General features: G+C 74.1%; 15 protein-coding genes, 2 pseudogenes and 1 riboswitch. Of the genes and pseudogenes, 10 read left to right on the forward strand and 7 right to left on the reverse strand.

Going from position 1 to position 21,777, the window contains the following annotated elements:
• Positions 1 to 100: 100 nt before the first annotated feature.
• Together HDA31_RS02420 and HDA31_RS02425 are read right to left on the reverse strand one after the other, a co-directional pair.
• Positions 101 to 649, reverse strand: a complete 549-nt coding sequence (locus HDA31_RS02420; protein ID WP_178066437.1) for a hypothetical protein — start codon at positions 647 to 649, stop codon at positions 101 to 103.
• A gap of 79 nt (positions 650 to 728) precedes the next feature.
• Entirely contained in the window at positions 729 to 6,551 is a 5,823-nt protein-coding gene (locus HDA31_RS02425; RefSeq protein WP_178066436.1) for a ThuA domain-containing protein, read from the reverse strand.
• Positions 6,552 to 7,037: 486 nt separating this feature from the next.
• A riboswitch (TPP riboswitch) is annotated at positions 7,038 to 7,146 on the forward strand.
• Between HDA31_RS02425 and HDA31_RS02430 the strand changes: the two genes are divergently transcribed.
• The 8 genes and pseudogenes from HDA31_RS02430 to thiC all read left to right on the forward strand — a co-directional run bounded on the left by HDA31_RS02430 (position 7,141) and on the right by thiC (position 13,602).
• Positions 7,141 to 7,767 (forward strand): thiamine phosphate synthase, encoded by a 627-nt coding sequence (locus HDA31_RS02430; RefSeq protein ID WP_178066435.1) that lies wholly within the window; start codon positions 7,141 to 7,143, stop codon positions 7,765 to 7,767. It overlaps the preceding riboswitch by 6 nt.
• A 125-nt stretch (positions 7,768 to 7,892) precedes the next feature.
• On the forward strand, positions 7,893 to 8,978 hold the full coding sequence (gene thiO, locus HDA31_RS02435; RefSeq protein ID WP_178066434.1) for a glycine oxidase ThiO: 1,086 nt from the start codon (positions 7,893 to 7,895) through the stop codon (positions 8,976 to 8,978).
• Positions 8,979 to 9,065: 87 nt separating this feature from the next.
• Positions 9,066 to 9,266 (forward strand): sulfur carrier protein ThiS, encoded by a 201-nt coding sequence (thiS, locus tag HDA31_RS02440; protein ID WP_074472538.1) that lies wholly within the window; start codon positions 9,066 to 9,068, stop codon positions 9,264 to 9,266.
• Positions 9,267 to 9,270: 4 nt separating this feature from the next.
• Complete coding sequence (locus tag HDA31_RS02445; protein ID WP_178066433.1) at positions 9,271 to 10,056, forward strand: thiazole synthase; 786 nt, start codon at positions 9,271 to 9,273, stop codon at positions 10,054 to 10,056.
• 71 nt (positions 10,057 to 10,127) lie between these two features.
• Positions 10,128 to 10,427: pseudogene (locus HDA31_RS33300) on the forward strand (thiamine phosphate synthase); the annotation flags it as partial.
• Positions 10,428 to 10,640: 213 nt separating this feature from the next.
• Positions 10,641 to 10,949 (forward strand): annotated as a pseudogene (locus HDA31_RS33420) (thiamine phosphate synthase); the annotation flags it as partial.
• Positions 10,950 to 11,203: 254 nt separating this feature from the next.
• Positions 11,204 to 11,989, forward strand: a complete 786-nt coding sequence (gene thiD / locus HDA31_RS02455) for a bifunctional hydroxymethylpyrimidine kinase/phosphomethylpyrimidine kinase (RefSeq protein ID WP_178066432.1) — start codon at positions 11,204 to 11,206, stop codon at positions 11,987 to 11,989.
• A 20-nt stretch (positions 11,990 to 12,009) separates the two neighbouring features.
• A complete protein-coding gene (thiC, locus tag HDA31_RS02460) occupies positions 12,010 to 13,602 on the forward strand; it encodes a phosphomethylpyrimidine synthase ThiC (protein WP_178066431.1) in 1,593 nt (530 codons plus the stop codon).
• A gap of 129 nt (positions 13,603 to 13,731) precedes the next feature.
• Here thiC and HDA31_RS02465 read toward each other — a convergent pair whose 3' ends face one another.
• The 4 genes from HDA31_RS02465 to HDA31_RS02480 all read right to left on the reverse strand — a co-directional run bounded on the left by HDA31_RS02465 (position 13,732) and on the right by HDA31_RS02480 (position 18,144).
• Positions 13,732 to 15,999, reverse strand: a complete 2,268-nt coding sequence (locus tag HDA31_RS02465) for a hypothetical protein (RefSeq protein WP_178066430.1) — start codon at positions 15,997 to 15,999, stop codon at positions 13,732 to 13,734.
• A 66-nt stretch (positions 16,000 to 16,065) separates the two neighbouring features.
• Entirely contained in the window at positions 16,066 to 16,374 is a 309-nt protein-coding gene (locus HDA31_RS02470; protein WP_043965575.1) for a cupin domain-containing protein, read from the reverse strand.
• 4 nt (positions 16,375 to 16,378) lie between these two features.
• On the reverse strand, positions 16,379 to 17,347 hold the full coding sequence (locus HDA31_RS02475; RefSeq protein ID WP_178067830.1) for an LLM class F420-dependent oxidoreductase: 969 nt from the start codon (positions 17,345 to 17,347) through the stop codon (positions 16,379 to 16,381).
• A 2-nt stretch (positions 17,348 to 17,349) separates the two neighbouring features.
• The gene (locus tag HDA31_RS02480; protein ID WP_074472544.1) at positions 17,350 to 18,144 is read right to left on the reverse strand and encodes an ABC transporter ATP-binding protein; all 795 of its coding nucleotides are present in this window, start codon (positions 18,142 to 18,144) and stop codon (positions 17,350 to 17,352) included.
• Positions 18,145 to 18,410: 266 nt separating this feature from the next.
• Between HDA31_RS02480 and HDA31_RS02485 the strand changes: the two genes are divergently transcribed.
• Positions 18,411 to 19,439: an ABC transporter substrate-binding protein gene (locus HDA31_RS02485; protein ID WP_178066429.1), complete on the forward strand. Its 1,029-nt coding sequence runs from the start codon at positions 18,411 to 18,413 to the stop codon at positions 19,437 to 19,439.
• Positions 19,440 to 19,540: 101 nt separating this feature from the next.
• Positions 19,541 to 20,401: an ABC transporter permease gene (locus HDA31_RS02490; RefSeq protein WP_178066428.1), complete on the forward strand. Its 861-nt coding sequence runs from the start codon at positions 19,541 to 19,543 to the stop codon at positions 20,399 to 20,401.
• Between the two features lie 52 nt (positions 20,402 to 20,453).
• On the opposite strand, the gene HDA31_RS02495 is transcribed toward HDA31_RS02490, so the two are convergent.
• Positions 20,454 to 21,635 (reverse strand): ABC transporter substrate-binding protein, encoded by a 1,182-nt coding sequence (locus HDA31_RS02495; protein WP_178066427.1) that lies wholly within the window; start codon positions 21,633 to 21,635, stop codon positions 20,454 to 20,456.
• Between the last annotated feature and the right edge of the window lie 142 nt (positions 21,636 to 21,777).

Here is a 21,777-nt window from a genome sequence, read left to right on the forward strand (position 1 = left end):
TCGGGGAACGACGCCGATCGCGGAGACGGCGAGGGGCGAAACGGACGAGGGACGCCGGGGGCGGTTCGCCCCGGCGTCCCTCGTCCGGCTGCCGGCCCGGTCAGGCCGTCGGTCCTGCCGGCCCGGCCGGCCGGCGTCGGCGCACGAGCAGCAGCGGCACCGCGGCCAGCAGCGCGACGGCGACGAGCCCGCCGGCCGCGTACGTCCACCAGCCGCCCCCCGACCGGTCCCGCTCCTCCGGCCCGGCCTGCACGGCGACGGGCCGGGGCGCGGGCGGCGTCTGGGCGGCGCGCGCCTGCACCGTCGCGGTCGCCGACGTCTTGTACGGGGCCGGCGCGGTGACCGTCACCCGCCAGCGGCCGGGGGAGAGCAGCGGGCCGCTGGAGTAGAAGCCCTGCCCCTCCCCGGCCATTTCGAGCTGCACCGGCCCGGCCGTCCGGTCGCCCTCGCCCTTGGCGGTGAGGGTCAGCCGCACCGGCTGGTCCAGTCGGTGACCGTCGGAGTAGACGGCGAGCACCGTGACCCCGCCGGCCCCGTCGCCGCCCACCGACAGCTTGAGCTTTCCGCCGTGGGCCGCCGCCGGGCCCGCCGGCAGCGCCACCAGGCACGCCGCGACGAGCGCGGCGGCGAGGATCCTGAGGGTACGCATCACACGTGCTCCACTCGCTCGGTTCGGGTGGGGCCGACCCCGCCGTCGTGGTGCACGGCGGGAGCGGCCCCGTTTTCCGTTACAGCGAACCGCCCTCGGCGATCCGGGTGGGGTCGGCGCCGAGCCGGCCCGCCCCGTCGACCGACTTGTTGTCGTTCGCCTTGACGCCGGCCTTGGTGGCCGCGCCGCCGAGCCGGACGATCATGGCGTCGGCGTCACGGACCAGCACGTCCCGGACGTCCGTGTCGGTCACCAGCGCGGCATCGGTGGCCAACGCCTTGAAGGCGGTCAACTGCTGCACCGCCCGCTTGTCGTTGCCCTCCGCCTCGGAGGCCCGCACCGCGTCCAGCTTGTTGGACAGCTTGCGGTGCGCCACGTTGGAGAGTCGTCCGGTCGCCTTGAACCGGTCCAGCAGGTTCTGCATGTCCCGGAACGAGGTGGTGACGTAGAACCGGACCGTCGAGGTGGTGGAGTTGCCCGCCTTGTCGGTCGCGGTCACGACCAGCTCGTGCAGGCCGAGCGGCAGCTCGTACATGGGCTGCAGGGTGCCGCTGGCGTACGTCTTGCCGTCCAACGTGCCGGACATCGTCTTGATGCCGGAGGTCGGGTCGACAGACTGCCACGAGATCCGCACGTCCTGGCTGTCGCCGTAGAGCTGGCCGTCGGCGATGCCGGAGACCAGCAGCGTCGGCTTGTCACCGTCGATCTTCACGACGGCCGACTTCAGCGCCTCCGCGTTGCCGGCGGCGTCGGTGGCCCGGTAGAGCAGCTCGTGCGAGCCGTTCCCGGTCACCTCGACCGGCTCGGTGTACGCCGTCCAGGCCCCGCCGTCGAGCGACCACTCCAGCTTCTTGACCCCGGAACCGGCGTCGGTGGAGGTGAGCACCACCGGGACGGTGCCGGCGTGCCAGCCGTCGTCGTTCGCCGGGGCGAACGCCGCCGAGCTGACCGGCGCGGTGGCGTCGATCTTGACGTTGACCTTCTTGGCCTCCTCCACGTTGCCGGCCTTGTCGGTCGACCGGAACCGCACCTCGTGCGCGCCGTCACCGGTGACCTGCACCGGCTCGGTGTACGCGGTCCACGTCGTGGCCCCGTCGAGCTGGTACTCGGTGGAGGCCACCCCGCTGCCGCCGGCCTCGTCGGCCGCCGCGAGCGTGACCGTGACCGGCGCGTTGTGCCAGCCCTCGGTCGGGGTGCCGGAGACCGTGGCGGTGGTCACCGGCGCGGCCGTGTCGGCGGCCTTGGTGGAGAGGCGGAAGTAGTCGAACGACGCCGTCTTCGACGTGGCCGCGTTGGCCCCGAGGGTGAACAGACCGACCTTCGGGGTGGCCCCGACGGCGGTGTTCGTCAGCGTCTCGAAGGTCGTCCACTCCTGCCCGTCGGCCGAGTACGACGCGGTGAAGGTGTCACCGGCCCGGGCGAGCCGCAGGTGCCACACGCCCGAGGTCAGGTTGGAGACCTGCGGCTGCGGGTTCTGCGTCACCCCGGCGACCTCGCCACGGAACTCGATCCGCCGGGAGACGGCCTGACCGGCCTGGTTGTCCACGATGTAGTCGAACTTGACGTAGTTGTCGTCGTCGGCGTGGACGATCAGACCCGCCTGCTGGTACTGCTCGGCCAGCAGGCTGCCGTCGACCTTCGTCTCCAGGGTCCAGTCGCCGGACGGCGCGGTCTGGAGGATGAAGTTCGTCGGGCCGGTGTTGCCGGTGCCGTAGATGTCACCCTTCGGCACGTCGATCTGCAGCGCCCCGCCGGTCACCCGGTAGGTGGCCGCGTCCTCCCGCAGGATCGCGTTCCAGCGGCACTTGTCGAGCGCGGTGCCGCCGAACTCGTCCGACGGGTCGACCGGGCCGGCCGGCTCGTCGGGCGTGACCTGGAAGAAGTCGAACGCCGCGTCCACCACCGGCGCGGTGGTGGCGCCGTTGAGGGCGAACAGACCGATCCGGGGGTTGCTGATCCCGGCGAGCGCGGCGGACCGGCCGACCGGGGTGAACGTCGTCCCGTCGCCGGACATCTCCGCCGTCAGGTTGGTGCCGTCGCTGGTCATCCGCAGCCAGACGGTGTCACCGGCCGGCGCGGCGGTGGCGTCCGCCCCCTCGTTGCGGGGCGACCCGGCCGTCTCCCGGATGAACTCCACCCGGCGGGAGCCGGAGTAGAGCAGGTCCAGCTTGGCGTAGTTGTCGTCGTCGCCGTAGATCAGCAGGCCGGCCTGCTGGTAGTTGGCGGTGACGGGCAGCGTGACCTTCGTGGTGGCCTGCCAGGATCCGCTGGGTGCGGGCTGGAGGACCAGGTTGGTGGCGCCGTTGGTCGTGCCGTACAGGTCACCGGACGCGGTGGGCAGCCGCAGCGACCCGCCCGAGACCGAGTAGAGCTGGTTCTCCCGGACCACGGTCCAGCGGTCCTTGTCCAGGCTGGTGCCGGCGAAGTCGTCCGAACGCGCCCCGAAGCAGGACGTGTTGGCCGCCTCCACCTTCACCGGGACGGTCACGTACGCCTTTGCGCCCCGGGCGTCGGTCACCGTCAGGGTGGCGGTGAAGGTGCCCGGCACGGTGTACGTGTGGGTGGCGTCGAGGGTCGACGCCGTCTTGCCGTCGCCGAAGTCCCAGGCGTACGTCAGCGGGGTGTCGCCCTCGGCGTCGGTGGCCGTGCCGTCGAAGGCGACGGTGACCGGCGCGGTGCCGGTGGTCGGCGTCGCCGTGGCGCTGACCTGCGGCGGCGCGTTCTCGGTGACGCCTCGGCCGATGAAGTCCATCCAGTTGACGTTGAACAGCGAACCGGTGCCGCCGGCCGGGTCCTTGGCGAGGAAGTAGAGCGTGCCCTCAGCCGGGCCGGTGACCGGGGCGGTCACGTCGACGAACTGCTGCCAGCCGCTGGTGCCCGGCACGTTCGCGGACGCGACCAGCGGGCCGTCGACCGTGCCCGAGCGGACCTCGATCCGCCCGCCCTGGACCTCCGAGGCCACCCGGAAGCGGATCGAGTCGATCCCGGTCAGGCTGGCCGGGGCGAGCGACCACCAGTCGCCGTCCTCGATGAAGCCGATGTTCTGGTTGCCACCGGCGGTGTCGGTGGTGGTCTCCTTCTGCACGCCCGGGTCGCCGCCGCCGGTGCTGCCGGGGGCCCGGCCGGTGGCGGTGAAGTACTCGGCCTGCTTGCGCTTGGGCTGGAGCTGCTCGATCGCCCGGCCGGTCAGCTCGCCGGCGCCGCCGGCGCCGCCCTTGTCGGTGTAGGTCGCCTCGAAGACGCCGAAGACGTTCGCCTCCGCGCCGTGGCCGGAGGCCAGCGAGGTCTGCACGGTGCCGGTGCAGCCGGTGTGCTGCTCCAGCGGGTGGGCGTGCTCGTCGTGGCCGAGCAGCACCTGGAGCTGGACCCGGTCACAGTCGATGGTGCCGTCCTCCGGGTCGGTCACCTTGATCGTGTAGTTGACCTGGTCGCCCCACTCGAAGAAGCCGCCGTTCGGCGGGAACTCGATGGTCACCGTCGGGGCGGTGTTGCCGACCGTCACCGGCACGTTCGCCACGGCGGTACGGCCCGCCGGGTTGGTGACGGTGAGCTGGGCGGTGTAGTCGCCGGCGGTGGCGTAGGTGTGCGTCGGGTTCGCCTCGGTCGAGGTCTGCCCGTCACCGAACGCCCAGGAGTAGGTCAGCGTGCCGCCGTCGGGGTCGCGGGAACCGGCGCTGGAGAAGTTCACGGTCAGCGGCGCGGGCCCGGAGGTGGGGTCGGCGCTGGCCTGGGCGATCGGGGCCCGGGAGCCGGCGGTGTAGTCGATCCGGTAGACCCCGGAGTTGTCGTTGTTGCCGCCGAAGCCGCTGCCCCACTCGATCATGTAGAGCGCGCCGTCCGGCCCGAACTCGAAGTCCATCGGGCGGACCATGGTCATGCCGGTGAGCAACTGGTTGATGTCGATCAGCGACTTGCCGTCCTGGCTGACCTGCATCGTGTACATCTTCGACTGGTTCCACTCGCCGAGGAGCGCCTTGCCGTCGTAGTACGCCGGCCACTTGCGGTCCGACGTGCTGTCGGCGTCGTACCGGTAGACCGGGCCGCCCATCGGGGCGCCGCCGCCGCCGATCTCGGGGAAGCGCGGGTCGCCCGCGTAGCCGTAGTCCACGGTCGCCGGGATGGCCGGCGGCAGGTTGGTCAGGCCGGTGTTGTTCGGCGAGTCGTTCACCGGCGCGGCGCAGTTGAACTTCGCCCCGCTCGGCCCGTTCGGGAAGGTGTAGTCGTTGTACGCCTTGTTGTTGCCGGTGCAGTACGGCCAGCCGTAGTTGCCGGCGGTGGCGACGATGTTCCACTCCACCAGGCCCTCGGGGCCGCGGTCCGGGTTGGCCGAGTTGGCGTCCGGTCCGTAGTCGGCGACGTAGAGGGTGTCGGTCTTCTGGTCGACGCCGATCCGGAACGGGTTACGGAAGCCCATGCCGAAGATCTCGGGGCGGGTCTTCGCGGTGCCCGGCGCGAACAGGTTCCCCGTGGGGATCGTGTAGGTGCCGTCGTCCTCCGGGTGGATCCGGATCACCTTGCCGCGCAGGTCGTTGGTGTTGCCGGCGCTGCGCTGCGCGTCGTAGTCCTGCCGGCCGGCCCGCTCGTCGATCGGCGTGAAGGCGCTCGACTCGAACGGGTTGGTGTTGTCACCGGTGGCCAGGTACAGGTTGCCCTTCGAGTCGAAGGTCATGCTGCCGCCGGCGTGGCAGCAGGTGTTGCGCTGGGTGTCGACCTGGAGGACGACCTTCTCGGTGGCCTTGTCGATGGCGTCACCGTTGACGGTGAACCGGGACAGGTAGTTGCGGGGGCCGCCACCGGCCGGCGCGTAGTACAGGTAGATCCACTTGTTGGTGGCGAAGTCCGGGTCGAGGCGGAGGCCGAGCAGGCCGTCCTCGTTGCCGGTGAAGACGTCCAGCTTGGTCGCGGTGACCGTGTTGCCGGTGTCCGGCTTGATGATCTGCACCCGGCCGTCACGCTCGGCGTAGAACACCCGACCGTCCGGAGCGATGTCCAGCTCCATCGGGTTGTTGGTGTTGCTGTCCAGCGTCACCTTGTCGAAGTTCGAGGTCTTCGAGGCGCCGCAGTCGGCCTTCTCCACGCCCGCGGCGGTGCGGATGCCGCCGAGCAGGTGGGCCAGGAACTCGGGCTCCTGGTACGACTGCTGGGTGTGGCCGCCGCCGGTGTACCAGGCCCGGCCGCCGTCGTAGTCCTGGCACCAGGCGGTGGGGTGGTCGGCGCCCATCGCGCCGGTGCCCGGGGTGTAGGACTTCTCGTCCAGGCTGGCCAGGACGTGCACGTTGGCGCGCGGGTTGGTCCGGAAGTTGTACCACTCGTCGAACCGGGACCACTTGTCCGGCAGCGTGGCCGTGGACGGGTGGGCGTGGTCCTCGACCTTGACGGTGGCCTGCTGGTTGGCCGGGTGGTTGGAGAAGTACGCGCCGACCAGCTTGCCGTACCAGGGCCAGTCGTACTCGGTGTCCGACGCGGCGTGGACGCCGGCGTAGCCGCCGCCGGCCTGGATGTAGCGCTCGAACGCGGCCTGCTGGTCGGCGGTCAGGACGTCACCGGTGGTCGACAGCCAGATCACGGCCTGGTACTTCGCGAGGTTGGCGTCGTTGAACGCGGCGCCGTCCTCGGTCGTGTCGACGGTGAAGCCGTTGTCGGTCCCGAGCTTCTGGATCGCGGCGATGCCGGCCGGGATCGCGTCGTGCCGGAAGGCGGCGGTCTTGGAGAAGACGAGCACCGAGAACGGGTCCGTGGCGGCGGCCGCCACGGGGGCCGCCGCCAGGGGCGCCGCCTGCGCGGCGGCCGGTGCCGCCTGGGCGGGGGTGCCGGCGACCAGGCCGGTGGCGACGAGGGACAGGCTGAGAAGTGAGGAACTGAGGATGCCGCGAGGTATGCGGCGGCGGCGGGATGGAGACACTCCATGCTCCTTTTGTCCGAGCTGGACAGTGGTGGGCTCGGGGACGACTTCGCCGCAGACCGTCCCCGGTCGGTGCGGGTGCCGGGTCAGACCAGGACCCGGGCACCTGTAACGTCGGCGCGGGCCTGGGCCCGCGCCGGTCGGACCGGCACGCGAGGGGGTCGCGTGCCGGTGGTCGGTGGGCGGTCACGCCAGGGCCGTCCACCGGTCGGATCGGGGTGGACGACCACGCCAGGGCCGCTCACCGGTAGGTCGGTGCGGGCCACGCCGAGGCCACGCGCCGAAATATGTCGATCGGTTGAACAAATTAGCGCCGCTGGACTCGTTTCCGGCAAGGCGTCGGCGTGTAACGATTCGGTATCGGCGATCGACCTATCCGGCGCATGCGGAGGAATGGGGAGAAGCGGCTCGCCGGCCGGCTGACCGTGGTCTGGACCACCGGTCGGATCCCTTGGCGGATCAGCCGATTCGTCGTACGGTGACACGGACGTAACCCACGGGAGCCCGGTGTACCGGGCTGAGAGGGGGGCTGGAGCCCCCGACCGTCGAACCTGATCCGGGTAATGCCGGCGCAGGGAGGAGAGTTGCCGTGCCGTCCCTTGGGCGACTGCATCTGATCACCGACACCCGGCCGGGGCGCGACCCCCTCGCCGTGCTGCGCGCCGCCCTGCCGGTGGCCCGCGCCGAGTTGGTCGTCCAGGTCCGGGTCACCGACGACGCCACCGACCGCGAGGCGTACGACCTCGCCCGGCGGGCGGTCGCCCTGTGCGCCCCGTACGGGGCGACGTGCCTGGTCAACGACCGGCTGCACGTGGCGCTCGCGGTCGGCGCCGCCGGCGGCCACGTCGGCGCGGACGACCTGCCCGTCCCGGCGGCCCGCCGGATCCTCGGCCCCACCGCGGTGCTCGGCGCGACCGCCCGGTCACCGGGACCGGCCGCCGAGGCGGTGGCCGGCGGGGCCAGCTACCTCGGCGTCGGCCCCTGCCACGCCACCGACACCAAGGCGGGGCTGCCGGACCCGATCGGCCCCGCCGGGGTACGCGCCGTGGCCGGGGCCGTGGCGGTGCCGGTGATCGCCATCGGCGGGGTGACCGCCTCCGGTGTCCCGGCGCTGCGCGCCGCCGGGGCGTACGGGGTAGCGGTGGTCGGGGCGCTCTCCGCCGCCGCCGATCCGGCGCGCGCCACCGCCGAGCTGCTCGGGGCGCTGACGTGCTAGCCCGCGCCGAGGTGTCAGCCCACGCCGACGGGTCGGCCCACGCCGAGGTGCCAGCCCACGTCGAGGGGTTAGGAAGGGGCCCTTCCTATGCAGAAGGCGTTAACAGGGGGCCCTTCCTTACCGACGTGGCGGTGGTGGGGGGCGGGGCCGTCGGGCTGGCCGTGGCGTGGCGGTGCGCGGCGCGCGGGCTGCGCGTCACCGTGCACGACCCGGCCCCCGGGTCGGGCGCGTCCCACGTCGCCGCCGGGATGCTGTCGCCGGTCGCCGAGTCCTACTTCGGCGAACGGGAGTTGACCGCGCTGCTGGTCGCCTCGGCCGCCCGCTGGCCCGCGTTCGCCGCCGAGCTGACCGCCGCCAGCGGCGTCGACCTCGGGTACCGCACCGAGGGCACCCTCGTCGTCGGGCTCACCGGCGACGACCTCGCCGAGGCACGGCGGCTGTGGTCGTACCAGCGGGACCTGGGGCTGCCCATCAGCCCGCTGCGCCCGTCGGAGCTGCGCGACCGCGAACCAGCGCTCGCCACCCGGGTACGCGGCGGCGCGATCGCCCCCGGCGACCACCAGGTCGACCCCCGGCGGCTGGTCACGGCGCTGCGCACCGCCGCCGGGCGGGCCGGCGCGACCCTCGTCGCCGGCGGGGTGCGGTCGCTGTCCGACCTCGACGCCCGGGTCACCGTCGTCGCGGCCGGCTGCGGGACCGCCGCGCTCACCGGGCTGCCGGTCCGCCCGGTCAAGGGCCAGATCCTGCGGCTGCGTGCGCCCGACGGCGGCCCGCCGGGCTTCCGGCACGTCGTCCGGGGGTACGCCGACGGCGAACCCGTCTACCTGGTGCCCCGCTCCAGCGGGGAGGTGGTGGTCGGCGCGACCGTCGAGGAACGCGCCGACACCGACGTCACCGCCGGGGCGGTGCTGCGGCTGCTCCGCGCCGCCGTGGATCTCGTCCCCGAGCTGGCCGAGTACGACCTGGTCGAGGCGACCGCCGGGCTGCGCCCCGGCACCCCCGACAACAGGCCGGTCATCGGGCCGCTGCCCGGCCGGCCCGGCGTGCTCGCCGCCACCGGCCACCACCGGCACGGCATCGTGCTCACCCCGGTCACCGCCGACCTCGTCACCGACCTGATCGTCACCGGGCAGCCGGGCTCCCCGGCGGTGGACCCGCTGCTCGCCCCCTTCACCCCCGAGCGGTTCGCCGGCCAACGCCGGTCCGGCTGACCGCCGTCGACCCGACCGATCGCGTCCGGCCCGGCGCGTCCCGTCACCGGTGGCGGGCCGAGAACGCATCCGAGGAGGAGCACCCACATGGAACTGACGGTGAACGGCACCGGGCGTACCCTGCCCGCCGGAGCGACCGTGGCCGACCTGGTCGGCCTGGTCACCGATCAGCGGCGCGGCCTCGCCGTCGCGGTCAACGGCGAGGTCGTGCCGCGCGGCGGCTGGCCGGGGACCCCGCTGCGCGACGGCGACCACGTCGAGGTGCTCAGCGCCGCCCAGGGCGGGTGACGGCATGTCCCACGAGGGTTCCGTGTTCGAGCTGGGCGGCGTGACGTTCGGGTCCCGGCTGATCCTCGGCACCGGCGGCGCGGCCAGCCTGCACGCGCTGGAGCAGGCGATCCGGGCGTCCGGCACCGAGCTGGTGACGCTCGCGCTGCGCCGCGTCGACACCGCCCCCGCCATGGGCGGCGGGCTGCTGGAGCTGCTGGAGCGGTGCGGGGTGCGGCTGCTGCCGAACACGGCCGGCTGCTACACGGCCGGGGAGGCGGTGAAGGTGGCCCACCTGGCCCGCGAGGCGTTCGACACGGACTGGGTGAAGCTGGAGGTGATCGGCGACGAGCGCACGCTGCTGCCCGACGGGGTGGAGCTGCTGCGCGCCGCCGAGATCCTGGTCGCGGACGGGTTCACCGTGCTGCCGTACACGTCGGACGACCCGATCCTGGCCCGGCGGCTCGCCGACGTCGGCTGCGCGGCGGTGATGCCGGCGGGCGCGCCGATCGGCTCCGGCCTGGGCGTGAACAACCCGCACCACATCCGCCTGATCCGGCAGGGCGTCGACGTGCCGGTGATCCTCGACGCGGGGATCGGCACCGCGTCCGACGCGGCGCTCGCCATGGAGCTGGGCTGCGACGCCGTGCTGCTGGCCAGCGCCGTCACCCGGGCCGCCGACCCGGTCGCGATGGCCACCGCGATGCGGTACGCGGTCGAGGCGGGCCGCCTGGCGGCCGGGGCGGGCCGCATCCCCCGCCGCTTCCACGCCCTGCCCTCCACCCCCGACGAGGGAAGGCCCGACCTGTGACCCCACCCCCCGCCCCACCCCCTGCGGATCTTGGAAGGGAACGGCCCCTCCAGGGGCCGGATTCTTCCAAGATCTCGTCGCCGACGCCGTGCGGCGTCGTCCTGCTGGCCGATCGGGGAGGAGGCGCCACGGGAGGGGCCGGGCCGGGGGAGCTCGTGCGGGTGGTGGCGGGTGCCGTCGCCGGGGGAGTGCGCTGGGTGGTGCTGCGGGAGAAGGGCCTGCCCCGCGCCGAGCGGGCCGCGCTCGCCGCCGAGCTGCGCCCGATCCTCGCCGCGGCCGGCGGCACCCTGGTCGTGGCGGGCCCCGACCCGCTCGGCGGCGACGCCGTGCACCTCCCGGCCGCCGGCCCCTATCCGCCGCCGCGCCGCGACCCGACCGGCCACGCCCCCACCGACCCGGCCGACCGCCCCGCCCCGACCCTCGCCGAACCGGTCTACCGCGCCGGCCCTGCCGGCCCCGACGACCCGGCCGGCAGCCCCGGCCCGACCCGCGCCGAACCGGTCTACCGCGCCGGCCCCGCCGACCGCCCCGGCTGCCCCGGCCCCGCCGACCATTCCGGCCCCGCCGGTCGTGCCCGCCCGTGGCTCGTCGGCCGGTCCTGCCACGACGCGGCCGAGCTGGCGCGGCTGACCACCGAGGACTACGCGACCCTCTCCCCGGTCTACCCGAGCAGGTCGAAGCCCGGCTACGGCCCGCCCCTGGGGACACTGCGGCTCGGCGCGCTGATCCGGTTCAGCCCCGTGCCGGTCCTCGCCCTCGGCGGCATCGAGACCCCGGACCAGGTGCGCGCCTGCCTGGCGGCGGGCGCGGTGGGCGTGGCGGTGCAGGGCGCGATCATGCGCGCCGGTGACCCGGCCGGGGCAGCCGCCGCGCTGACGACCGCCTGGGCCGAGGCCGCCGCGCTGACGGCCGTCCGGGCCGGGGCCCGAAGCCACCACGCTCACGCGGAGGCCCAGCACACGGGGCTGCGGCCGGCCGTGCCCACGCACGGATCGAGCCTGACCGCCCGGAGTGGGCACGGTCGGCCGCAGCCCTCCACCGCACCCACTGACACGACCCCGACCGCACCCGCCGCCGCGGTCCCGGCCACGACCTCCACCACACCCACCGCCACGACCCCGACAGACCGAGCGAGCGAGGCGACCAGGTGACCCCGACGACCGTGCTGACCATCGCCGGCTCCGACTCCGGCGGAGGTGCCGGCATCCAGGCCGACCTCAAGGTCTTCGCCGCGCTCGGCGCGTACGGCACGAGCGTCCTCACCGCCGTCACCGCGCAGAACACCCGGGGCGTGGACGCCGTCCTGCCGCTGCCGCCGCGCACCGTCACCGAGCAGCTCGACAGCGTGCTCGGCGACTTCCGGGTGCGGGCGGTGAAGACCGGGATGCTCGGCAACCCGGCCGTCGCCGACGCGGTCGCCGACGCCGCGCGGGCGGGACGCCTGCCGCACCTCGTCGTCGACCCGGTGCTCGTGGCCACCAGCGGGCACCGGCTCGGCGTGGTCGAGGCGGTCGAGCGGCTGCTGCCGTACGCCGAGGTGGCGACGCCGAACTGCGCGGAGGCCGCCGCCCTCACCGGACGCCCGGTGACCACGGTCGAGGAGATGGTCGCGGCCGCCGAGGCCCTCGTCGCCGGCGGCCCGGCGCACGTCGTGGTCACCGGCGGCGACGTGGACGCGGCGGGCGAGTCGGTGGACGTGCTGGCCGGCGGCGGGTCGACCACGCTGCTGCGCGCGCCCCGGGTGCGCACCCGGCACAGCCATGGCACCGGCTGCTCGTTCTCGGCGGCGATCGCCGTGCGGCTGGCGGCCGGGGATCCGGTGCCGGCGGCGGTCGCGGCCGCCAAGGAGTACGTCACCCGCGCGCTGACCGGCGCGCGGGACTGGGAACTGGGCGCGGGACGCGGCCCGCTGGACCACTTCGGCTGGTCCTGACCACCACCTGGGAGGCTGTCATGCAGGCACGACGCAAGGTCTACGTCGAGGGGGCCCGGCCGGACGTCCGGGTGCCGTTCGCCGAGGTCGACCTGACCGGCGACAACCCGCCGGTCCGGCTCTACGACACCTCCGGCCCCGGCTCCGACCCGGAGGTGGGGCTGCCCCCGCTGCGCGGGCCGTGGATCGCCGAGCGCGGCGACGTCGCGCCGGTGCGGGGGGCGGGCACCCCGCTCGCGGGCGCGGACGGGAAGCGGCCGACGCAGCTCGCGTACGCGCGGGCCGGGGTCGTCACCCCGGAGATGGAGTTCGTGGCGATCCGGGAGGGGATGGCCCCGGAGTTCGTCCGCGACGAGATCGCCGCCGGCCGGGCGGTGCTCCCGCTCAACGTCAACCACCCGGAGTGCGAGCCGGCGATCATCGGCAAGGCGTTCCTGGTGAAGGTCAACGCCAACATCGGCACCTCGGCGGTCACCTCCTCGGTGGCAGAGGAGGTGGAGAAGCTGACCTGGGCGACGCGGTGGGGCGCGGACACCGTGATGGACCTGTCCACCGGCAAGCGGATCCACGAGACCCGCGAGGCGATCGTGCGCAACTCGCCGGTGCCGATCGGCACGGTGCCGATCTACCAGGCCCTGGAGAAGGTCGGCGGCGACCCGGTGAAGCTGAGCTGGGAGGTGTTCCGCGAGACGGTGGTCGAGCAGGCCGAGCAGGGCGTCGACTACATGACGGTGCACGCCGGGGTGCTGCTGCCGTACGTGCCGCTGGCGGTGGACCGGGTGACCGGGATCGTCTCCCGGGGCGGGTCGATCATGGCGGCCTGGTGCCTGGCGCACCACGAGGAGAACTTCCTCTACACCAACTTCCGCGAGCTGTGCGAGATCCTCGCCCGGTACGACGTGACGTTCTCCCTCGGCGACGGGCTGCGCCCCGGGTCCATCGCCGACGCCAACGACGCGGCCCAGTTCGCCGAGCTGCGCACCCTCGGCGAGCTGACGAGGATCGCCTGGGAGTACGACGTGCAGGTGATGATCGAAGGCCCCGGGCACGTGCCGATGCACAAGATCAAGGAGAACGTGGACCTCCAGCAGGAGTGGTGCCACGAGGCGCCGTTCTACACGCTCGGCCCGCTGACCACGGACATCGCCCCCGCGTACGACCACATCACGTCGGCGATCGGCGCGGCCATGATCGGCATGTTCGGCACCGCGATGCTCTGCTACGTGACGCCGAAGGAGCACCTCGGCCTGCCCGACCGGGACGACGTGAAGGCCGGCGTGATCGCTTACAAGATCGCGGCGCACGCGGCGGACCTGGCCAAGGGCCACCCCGGCGCGCAGGCGTGGGACGACGCGCTGTCGAAGGCGCGGTTCGAGTTCCGCTGGTCCGACCAGTTCAACCTCTCGCTGGACCCGGAGACGGCGCGGTCGTACCACGACGCGACCCTGCCGGCCGAGCCGGCGAAGACGGCGCACTTCTGCTCGATGTGTGGCCCGAAGTTCTGCTCCATGAAGATCACCCAGGAGCTGAAGGAGTACGCGGCACGCGGAATGCGGGACAAGTCGGAGGAGTTCGTGTCTTCCGGTGGCCGGGTGTACCTGCCGCTGGCCTGATCCCGCCCGGCCCGCCGGGGTGGCCTTGCCTGGCCTGCGTCCGGAGCCGGGTCGGCGACATGGTGGTGCCCCGCCGGGGCTGACCCCGTCACGTCGCCGACATGGTGGGACGCCGGCCGCCAGGCGGGGTCAGTCCCGGTGGTGCCGGCCGGAGGCGCGCAGCGAGCGCCGGGTGGCGTCCTCCGACCCACCGGTCTCGCCCGACACGGGGCGGGCGAGGCCGGTGACCCAGTCGACGTACTCCTCGTCCTGCGCCGGCAGCGGTTCCGGGTCGCGGCGGTCGTCCCGCTCGGCCGCCGCGCCCGGGTCGTCGGCCGCCCGGGTCCGGCCGCGCCGGAACAGGGGCCGCAGGAGCCGGGACCTGCCGGCAGCGGCGTCCTCCGGCGACGCGCCGGCCTCCGCCGGACCCTCGGGCTCGCCGGCGACGGGAGCGGCAGCCGCCCCGCCGGCCGGTGCCGGTCCGGTCCCGCCGACCGGGGGCAGGCCCGTGCCGGGGGAGGGGGGCGCGCCGGTAGCCCGCACCGCGCTCTGCCACAGCTCGCCCGGTCCACCCGGCTCGTCGCGCGGGGGCGGCGTGTCGCCCACCGGGTGCTGCTCGGGCGTCGGCGTGGCGAACCGGCGCGCGGCGTTGCCGAACGCGTCCCAGCTCGCCGCCTTGTCGAGGTCGGGCAGGGGGAGCCGGGGGCGGGGCCGTGCGGCCGCCTCGGCGGCCTGGCCGCTCGGGGACCGGTCGGCGGCCTCGCCGGTCGGGACCGGGTCGGTGGCCCGGCGGCCGGTCGTGGCCGGGTCGGTCGGGGTCGGCTCGGTGGCCGGGTCGGTCGGGGTCGGGTCGGCGGCCCGGCCGGTCGGGGTCGGCTCGGTGGCCTCGCCGGTCGGGGTGGGATCGGTGGCCCGGCCGATCGGGGGCGGGTCGGTCGCCTCGCCGAGCGGGGCTGGGCCGGTCTTCTCGCCGGTCCCGGTCGTCTCGCCGGTCGCGGCCGGGTCGGTGGGCCGGGCGGCGGGCGTGCCGGCGGCCATCGGCCACTCCCAGTGGGCGGGGGGAGCGCCGGCCGGACCGTGGGCCCCGGTCGGGTCCTGCGTGTCGTCGCCCCGGCTGTGGGGGCCTGCGCTGCGGGCGGGGGTGTCGCCGGTGCGGTCGTCCGGCAGCGGGTCGCCGATGGTCGCGGGGACCCGGCGGGCCGTGGTCGGGCCCGGCTGGGCGGCCGGGTCGGTCGGGCCGGCGGGCCCGTCGGCGTCGCCGGCCGCCGGTGGGGTTTGGCCGGTCGGCAGCGGCCGGAGGATGTCCGTCGGCTCGATCGCGGCCCGGTGGCCGGCCGCGCGGGCCGTGCCGGGCAGACCGACGCCGCGCCCCCTGGCCAGGCCGGCGGCGCGCATCCCGGACAGGGCCGCGCGGAGCGTGCCGGGCGGGCGGGCGCCGAGCGCTCCGGGCAGGGCCGCACCCCGGGAACCGGCCAGGTCGGCCGGCCCGCCGGCCGGGACGACGACGCCGGCCGGGCCGTCGGCCGGCGGGTCGGCGTCGGCGGACCGGGCGAAGAGGGGCCAGCCGGCGAAGAGGGGCCAGCGGGCCAGGGCGGCGGCCGTGGCGCCGAGCAGGCCGGTGACGACCGCGAGCAGCGCGCCGTAGTAGGGCGCGAGCTGATACCGGTCGGCCGGGTCGCCCGGGCCCGCGGTGAGGTAGGCGAAGGCGACCAGCACGGGGCCCGCCGCCCCGGTCGCGCCCGCGATCAGCGGCGGATGCCCGCGCCGGCGGGCCAGCGCGCCGGAGGCCGCGCCCGCGAGCAGGGCCGCCAGCGGCAGGACGATCGTGGCCAGCCGCTGCGCCGCGTCCGTGGCGAGCCAGGCCGGCTCGAACACCCCGAGGCGTACGGTCGGCAGCGGGCCGGTGCCGACGAGGGACGGCAGGGCCGAGACCAGGGCGACGAACCAGACCGTGCCGGCGACGGCCGCGACGTTCCAGCCCAGCGGCGGGCGCAGCAGCACGGCGAGCGCCGCGCCGGCGCCGACCACCGCGCCGAGGGTCGCGCAGATGCCCACCGCCCAGACCGGGTCCACGCTGTTGAGCTGGGTGGCCCGGGCCGGCTGCATGCACAACGGCGCGACGACGGTCGCGCCCAGGGCCGCCGCGCCGGCCAGGGCGAGCCGCCCGGTCGTGCTGCCGGTGACCGGGTCGGCGCTGGTGAGCCGCTCGGTGACCACCGCGCCGACCACGGCGGCGAGCACCGCGCACCAGCCCACCCAGACGAGCTGGGCGGGCCACCGGTTGACGGTGGCGTCGGTGAAGTCGCCGGCGATCCGCACGATGCCGAAGCCGTACGCGATGCCGAGCTGGCCGGCCCCGGCCAGCATGCTCACCCCGAGCGCGGTGAGCAGCGGCTTGCCCCACGTCCGAAAGGCCATGTCGGGCACGTTACGGCCCGGTGCGCCCGATCGCCACCTTGGCGCGGCGACGCGCCCGGCCTGCGACTACTTGAGCTCGACCAGCCGCGCCAGGTACGTCGTATCCCCGACATTGGTGAGCATGTGGACGGCGCCCGGGTCGCGGTACACCACCCCGCCGGTCGGCTCGTCCGCGTCGATGGTGGTGCCGTCGATCGTCTGCACCACGTTCTTCGCGCCCTGGACGGCGATCACCAGGTACGGGTGGTCGTGCCGGTGCAGCGGCTGCCGCTCGCCCGGCTCCAGCCGGATGTGCCACACCCGCACCCGGTCGTTCTCGTAGACGATCTCCTGGCCCACCGGGCCCAGCTCGGTCCCGTCGATCACGTCGGTCATCCGGTCAGCCTCCAGTGGCGGCAGCGTCGGCGCGCGCCAGGTGCGGGAGCACCTCGGCGGCGATGAGCTCCAGGTGGTCGAGGTCGGCGAGGTCGGTCAGCCGCAGGTGCACCCGGGTCGCGCCGACGGCGGCGAACTCGCCGATCCGGTCGACGAGCCGGGCGGGCGAGCCGACCACCGCGTCCTCCGGCGGCAGGGCGCTCTTGGCGTGCAGCGGTGCGGCCCGCAGCCGCGCCTCGGCGTCGGTGCGCCCGACCGCCACCGCGATGGCGGCGGAGAGGACGAGCGGCTCCCGCCCCGACGCCGGGCGGCCGTGCCGGTCGCACGCCTCGGCCACCCGCTCGTACGCGACGGCGGTCTCGGCGACGCTCTTGAACGGCATGTTGAACTCGTCGGCGTACCGGGCGGCGAGTCGGGGGGTGCGCGTGGGGCCGCGTCCGCCGACGATCACCGGTGGGCCGGGCCGCTGGACCGGCTTGGGCAGGGCGGGGGAGTCGACCAGGCGGTAGTGCTCGCCGGTGAAGCTGTACGTCTCGCCGACCGGGGTGCGCCACAGGCCGGTGATCACTTCGAGCTGCTCGGCGAGCCGGTCGAAACGCTCGCCGACGCCGGGGAACGGGATTCCGTACGAGATGTGCTCCCGCTCGTACCAGCCGGCGCCGATGCCCAGCTCGACCCGGCCGCCGCTCATCTGGTCGACCTGGGCGACCATGACGGCGAGCGGGCCGGGCAGCCGGAAGGTGGCCGACGTGACGAGGGTGCCGAGCCGGATCCGGGTGGTCTCCCGCGCCAGCGCGGCGAGGGTGAGCCAGGCGTCGGTGGGGCCGGGCAGGCCGGGCTCGGTGCCGAGGAACTGGTAGTGGTCGGCCCGCAGGAACCCCTCGAAGCCGCCCGCCTCGACGGCCCGCGCGAAGCGCAGCTGGTCGTCGTAGGTGGCTCCCCGGTGCGGCTCGGTGAAGACGCTGACCCGCATGGTCACCGTCCCTCCGTGCCGGCCCCGGCGGGCGCGACGGGGGTGTCGCGTTCCATCAGCAGCTCGTGCAGCTCGGCGCTGACCCGGGCGACGTCGGCGAGGTGGGCGTTGCGGCCGAGGGTGCGGGGCCGGGGGATGTCGACCTCGACGATCGCGCGGATCCGGCCCGGCCGGGGGCTGAGCACGACCACCCGGTCGGCGAGCAGCACCGCCTCGTCGATGGAGTGGGTGACGAAGACGACGGTGGCCCCGCTGGTCATGTGCACCCGCTGGAGCTCACCGGAGAGCTCCTCGCGGGTGAGCGCGTCCAGGGCGGAGAACGGCTCGTCCATGAGCATCACCCGGGGGTCGCCGATCAGCGACCGGCACAGCGAGACGCGCTGCTGCATGCCGCCGGACAGCTCGTGCGGCAGCCGCTTCTCGAACCCGGCGAGACCGGCCAGGTCGAGCAGCTCCCGGGCGCGCTCGCGGTGAGCGGCCCGCTTCCACCCGAAGATCTCCACGGGCAGCAGCACGTTGTCCAGCACCGACCGCCAGGGCAGCAGGGCGGGGCGCTGGAACAGCATGGCGATGTCGCGGCGGGGGCGGGTGATCGGCGTGCCCGCGACGGTGATCTCCCCGGCGGTGGCCGGCAGCAGGCCGGCGATCATCCGCAGCAGGGTGGACTTGCCGCAGCCCGAGCGCCCGAGCACGGCGACGAACTCGCCCTCGGCGACGTCGAGGTCGATGCCCCGCAGTGCCTCGACCCGGCCGGCCCGACCGTCGAAGGTGCGGGACACGCCGGACAGTCGGATCATCGCCGGTGTCCTCCCTGAGTGGACCATCAGGATCGCAGCTAGGGTAGCCCGCCGCCGTCCGGAGGCAATGGTCCGGGGTGGAGATCAGTTCGTTTCCGTTCCGAAACACACACTCCTCGCTACACCGGCAGGTCTCTTGCGTAGTCTGTGCCGGCGAATAGTCCCCTCACGACGATGGCGTCGGCTCCCCCCTCTGTCGACGCCGTTGCTCTCGACGACCCGCCCGGAGGCGCATCGCCCCTGGTCGGAAAGGACATGGTGCACAGATGAACAGGCTGACCCGCACGGTCGCCGCGGCCCTCCTGGCCTCCGCCCTCACCCTGGTGTCCGCGTGCAGCAGCGACTCGGACGCGTCCGACGCGAAGGGCGGCGACGGCAAGTCACTGGAGAAAGTGACGTACCTCACTTCCTTCGGCAACTTCGGCCGGGACTCCTACGCCTGGGTGGCGAAGGAGAAGGGCTTCTTCAAGGAGGCCGGCTTCGACGTCGAGATCAAGCCCGGCCAGGGCACGGGCGCGGTGATCCAGACCATCGTCGGCGGTCAGGCCGACTTCGGTCCGATCGACCTCACCGGTGGCCTCCTCCAGCTCGGCAACGGGCAGGCCAAGGACTTCGTCGCCGTCGCGGCGATCCAGCAGCGCACCATGGCTGCCATCGTGACGGTCGAGGGCAAGAACATCGCCTCGCCGAAGGACCTGGAGGGCAAGAAGCTCGCCGACGCCCCGGCGTCCGTGGTCCGCAACCTCTTCCCGACGTACGCCCGGCTCGCCGGCGTGGACGTCAACAAGGTGACCTGGGTCAACGGCGAGGCGCAGACCCTGATGGGCACCCTCGCCTCCGGCTCCGTCGACGGCATCGGCCAGTTCGTCGTGGGCCAGCCGACGGTCGAGGCGGTCACCAAGAAGAAGGCCGTCCTGCTGCCCTACAGCAACGTGATGCAGGACCTCTACGGCAACGTGCTGATCACCTCCAGCAAGATCGCCAAGGAGAAGCCGGAGATGGTGAAGCGGTTCACCGCCGCGCTGATGAAGGGCCTGGAGTACTCCCTGGCGAACCCGCAGGAGGCCGCCGAGCTGCTGAAGAAGAACGTCGACGCCACCAACCCGGCGGCGGCCGCCGCCGAGCTCCAGCTCATGGCCGGGTACGTCCGGTCCAACAACTCCGGCACCAAGATCGGCACGCTGGACAGCGGCCGGGTCGCCAAGAGCATCGCGATCCTCCAGGGCGCGGGCTCGCTCAAGCAGAACCTCACCCCCGACCAGATCATCGACTTCAGCCTCGTGCCGCAGTCCTGACCGGTCCGACAAGTCAGCAGGGGTACGCCCCGCCGGCCTCCGGCGGGGCGTACCCCCGTTCCGTCTCCCGGCCGTCGCGCCGGATGGATGAGGAGAACAAGATGACCGACCTCCGGTCACCGGAACCGGCGCTCGCGGGCCCGCCCGTCGCCCAGCGCCGCCCCGCCGTGGGGCGCGGCGCACTCGGCGTCGGCGCGCGGGCAGGCGCGAACGGCCTGCTGCTGCCCGGCGCGGGCCTGCTGGTCGCGTTCGCGGTGTGGTGGCTCACCGCCCGGCTGGAGCTGGTGCATCCCGCCGCGCTGCCCACCCCCGGCTCGGTGCTGTCGGCGTTCACCGACAAGCCGGACCGGATGCTGGAGCACACGCTCGACACCATGCTGGAGATCCTGATCGGCTTCGCGCTCTCCGCCGTGGCCGGCGTGCTGCTCGGGCTCTCCCTGGCCGCCTCGCGCACCGTCGAGCGGATGTTCACCCCGCTGCTGGTCGCGGTCAACGCGGTCCCGAAGATCACCCTGGGGCCGCTGCTCGTGGTCGCGCTCGGCTGGGGGCAGAAGCCGATCCTGACCATGGTCTTCCTGCTCTGCTTCTTCCCGATCGTGCTCTCCACCGCGACCGGGCTGACCACCACGCCGTCCGACCTGGCCGAGCTGGTCCGCTCCCTGAACGCCTCCTGGTGGCAGGCGTTCCGCAAGGTGCGCTTCCCGGCCGCGCTGCCGCAGATCTTCGTCGGCCTGAAGGTGGCGATGCCGTTGGCCGCGATCGGCGCGGTGATCGGGGAGTTCCAGGCCGGCGAGAGCGGCCTCGGCTACGTCATCACCCAGTACGCCGGCATCGGCGACACCGCGACCGCCTGGGCGGCGATCATGCTGGTGGCGCTGGTCAGCATCCTGCTCTACTCGGCGCTGGTGTTCGTGGAGCGCCTGGCCCTGCCCTGGGTGCGGGAGACCACCTCGACGAGGTGAGACGACGGTGGGCCCGCCGGTCGACCGGCGGGCCCACCCTCTCGTCGTGCCGTCAGCCGGCGAGCCGCCAGCGCCCGCCCCGGGCGACAAGCGTGGTGAGGGCCTGCGGCATCAGCCCCGAGTGGTTGTCCGGCGTCATCCGGATCGGGCCGGAGAGGCCGTCCATCTGGGACGTCTCCAGCACGTTGCGCAACCCGTCGCGGCCGGCCCTGCCGGGCTCGCCGTCGGCCCGCAGCTCGGCGTCGGCGATGAGCTGCACGGCGTCCGCGGCGAACGAGGAGAAGCCGTTGTAGCCGCCGAAGCGGGCCGTGTAGTCCTGGAACCACTGGCGGCGGGCCGCCTTGGCCGGCGTGGTGGCGATGACGTCGTCGATGACCATCGTCTGCGTGAAGATCAGGGTGGCCCGCTCCGCCGACCGGGACGCCGCGCCCAGGAACAGCTCCCCGGCGGCCGAGGCGTCGAAGAACAGCGAGCCGGTGAACCCGGCCGTCTCGGCCGCGCCCGCGGCGAGCATCGCCTGCTCCGGCGGGGTCCAGACCACCATCGCCTCCGCATTCCGCGCGGCCAGCGTGGCGACCTGCTGGCTGACGTCGGTGTCGGTGGTCTTCACCGACTGGTCGCTGAGCAGCTTGATGTTGGTCTTGTCGAACTCGCGGCGCAGCACGTCCAGCCCCTCGCGGCCGTAGCTGTCGTCGCTGTTGAGCACGGTCACCTTGCGGATCCCGCGCCGGCGCAGCTCGGTGGTGAGGGCGGCGGCGCTGTCGGCCGCGTTCGGGGCCAGCTTGAACAGGTACCGCCGGTCGGCGACCGGGGCGGCCACGGCGCTGGACGAGGCGAGCGCGATCGTCGGGATCTTCTTCTCGTTGATCGTACGCGCCGCGCCGACGGCGCATTCGTTGCACCCGCCCATGATGATCGCGCTCACCTGGGAGTCGTTGCTGAAGTCGCCGATGTTGCGCAGCGACTCGCTCGCGTCCGACCGGTTGTCCTTCACCTTGAGCTCGATCTTGCGGGCGCCGAGCGCGCCCGAGCCGTTGAGCTGATCGACCTTCAGTTCCAGCGCGCGCTGGTACGCCTTGCCCACCGGGGCCGCGGAGCCGGACAGCTCCAGGTCGACGGCGATCACGATCGGGCTCGTATCCTGCTCCGCCGCGCCGAACTGGCAGCCGGTGAGCGTGGTGGCCAGGACGGCCGAGGCGAGCGCCGCGATGGTCACGGAGCGGATGGGAGTCAACTCTGTCCTCCAGGTGCGGCGCGGGCAGTTGCCCGGTCACCGCCGCTTGTTCCGTCCTCAGTGGAGAAACGGGATTGGTCTGCCGTACGGTGTGCGCGAAGCCTGCAAAACCTTGCCAATGCCGGGCCCTGTGGTCAAGCGC

The organism is Micromonospora carbonacea, from assembly GCF_014205165.1.
Taxonomy (GTDB): Bacteria; Actinomycetota; Actinomycetes; order Mycobacteriales; family Micromonosporaceae; genus Micromonospora; species Micromonospora carbonacea.

Coding starts and splice junctions, on each gene's coding strand:
- HDA31_RS02420 (WP_178066437.1), bottom strand. CDS start 649: ATGCGTACCCTCAGGATCCTCGCCGCCGCGCTCGTCGCGGCGTGCCTG.
- thiS (WP_074472538.1), top strand. CDS start 9,066: ATGGAACTGACGGTGAACGGCACCGGGCGTACCCTGCCCGCCGGAGCG.
- HDA31_RS02445 (WP_178066433.1), top strand. CDS start 9,271: ATGTCCCACGAGGGTTCCGTGTTCGAGCTGGGCGGCGTGACGTTCGGG.
- thiC (WP_178066431.1), top strand. CDS start 12,010: ATGCAGGCACGACGCAAGGTCTACGTCGAGGGGGCCCGGCCGGACGTC.
- HDA31_RS02465 (WP_178066430.1), bottom strand. CDS start 15,999: ATGGCCTTTCGGACGTGGGGCAAGCCGCTGCTCACCGCGCTCGGGGTG.
- HDA31_RS02470 (WP_043965575.1), bottom strand. CDS start 16,374: ATGACCGACGTGATCGACGGGACCGAGCTGGGCCCGGTGGGCCAGGAG.
- HDA31_RS02475 (WP_178067830.1), bottom strand. CDS start 17,347: ATGCGGGTCAGCGTCTTCACCGAGCCGCACCGGGGAGCCACCTACGAC.
- HDA31_RS02480 (WP_074472544.1), bottom strand. CDS start 18,144: ATGATCCGACTGTCCGGCGTGTCCCGCACCTTCGACGGTCGGGCCGGC.
- HDA31_RS02485 (WP_178066429.1), top strand. CDS start 18,411: ATGAACAGGCTGACCCGCACGGTCGCCGCGGCCCTCCTGGCCTCCGCC.
- HDA31_RS02490 (WP_178066428.1), top strand. CDS start 19,541: ATGACCGACCTCCGGTCACCGGAACCGGCGCTCGCGGGCCCGCCCGTC.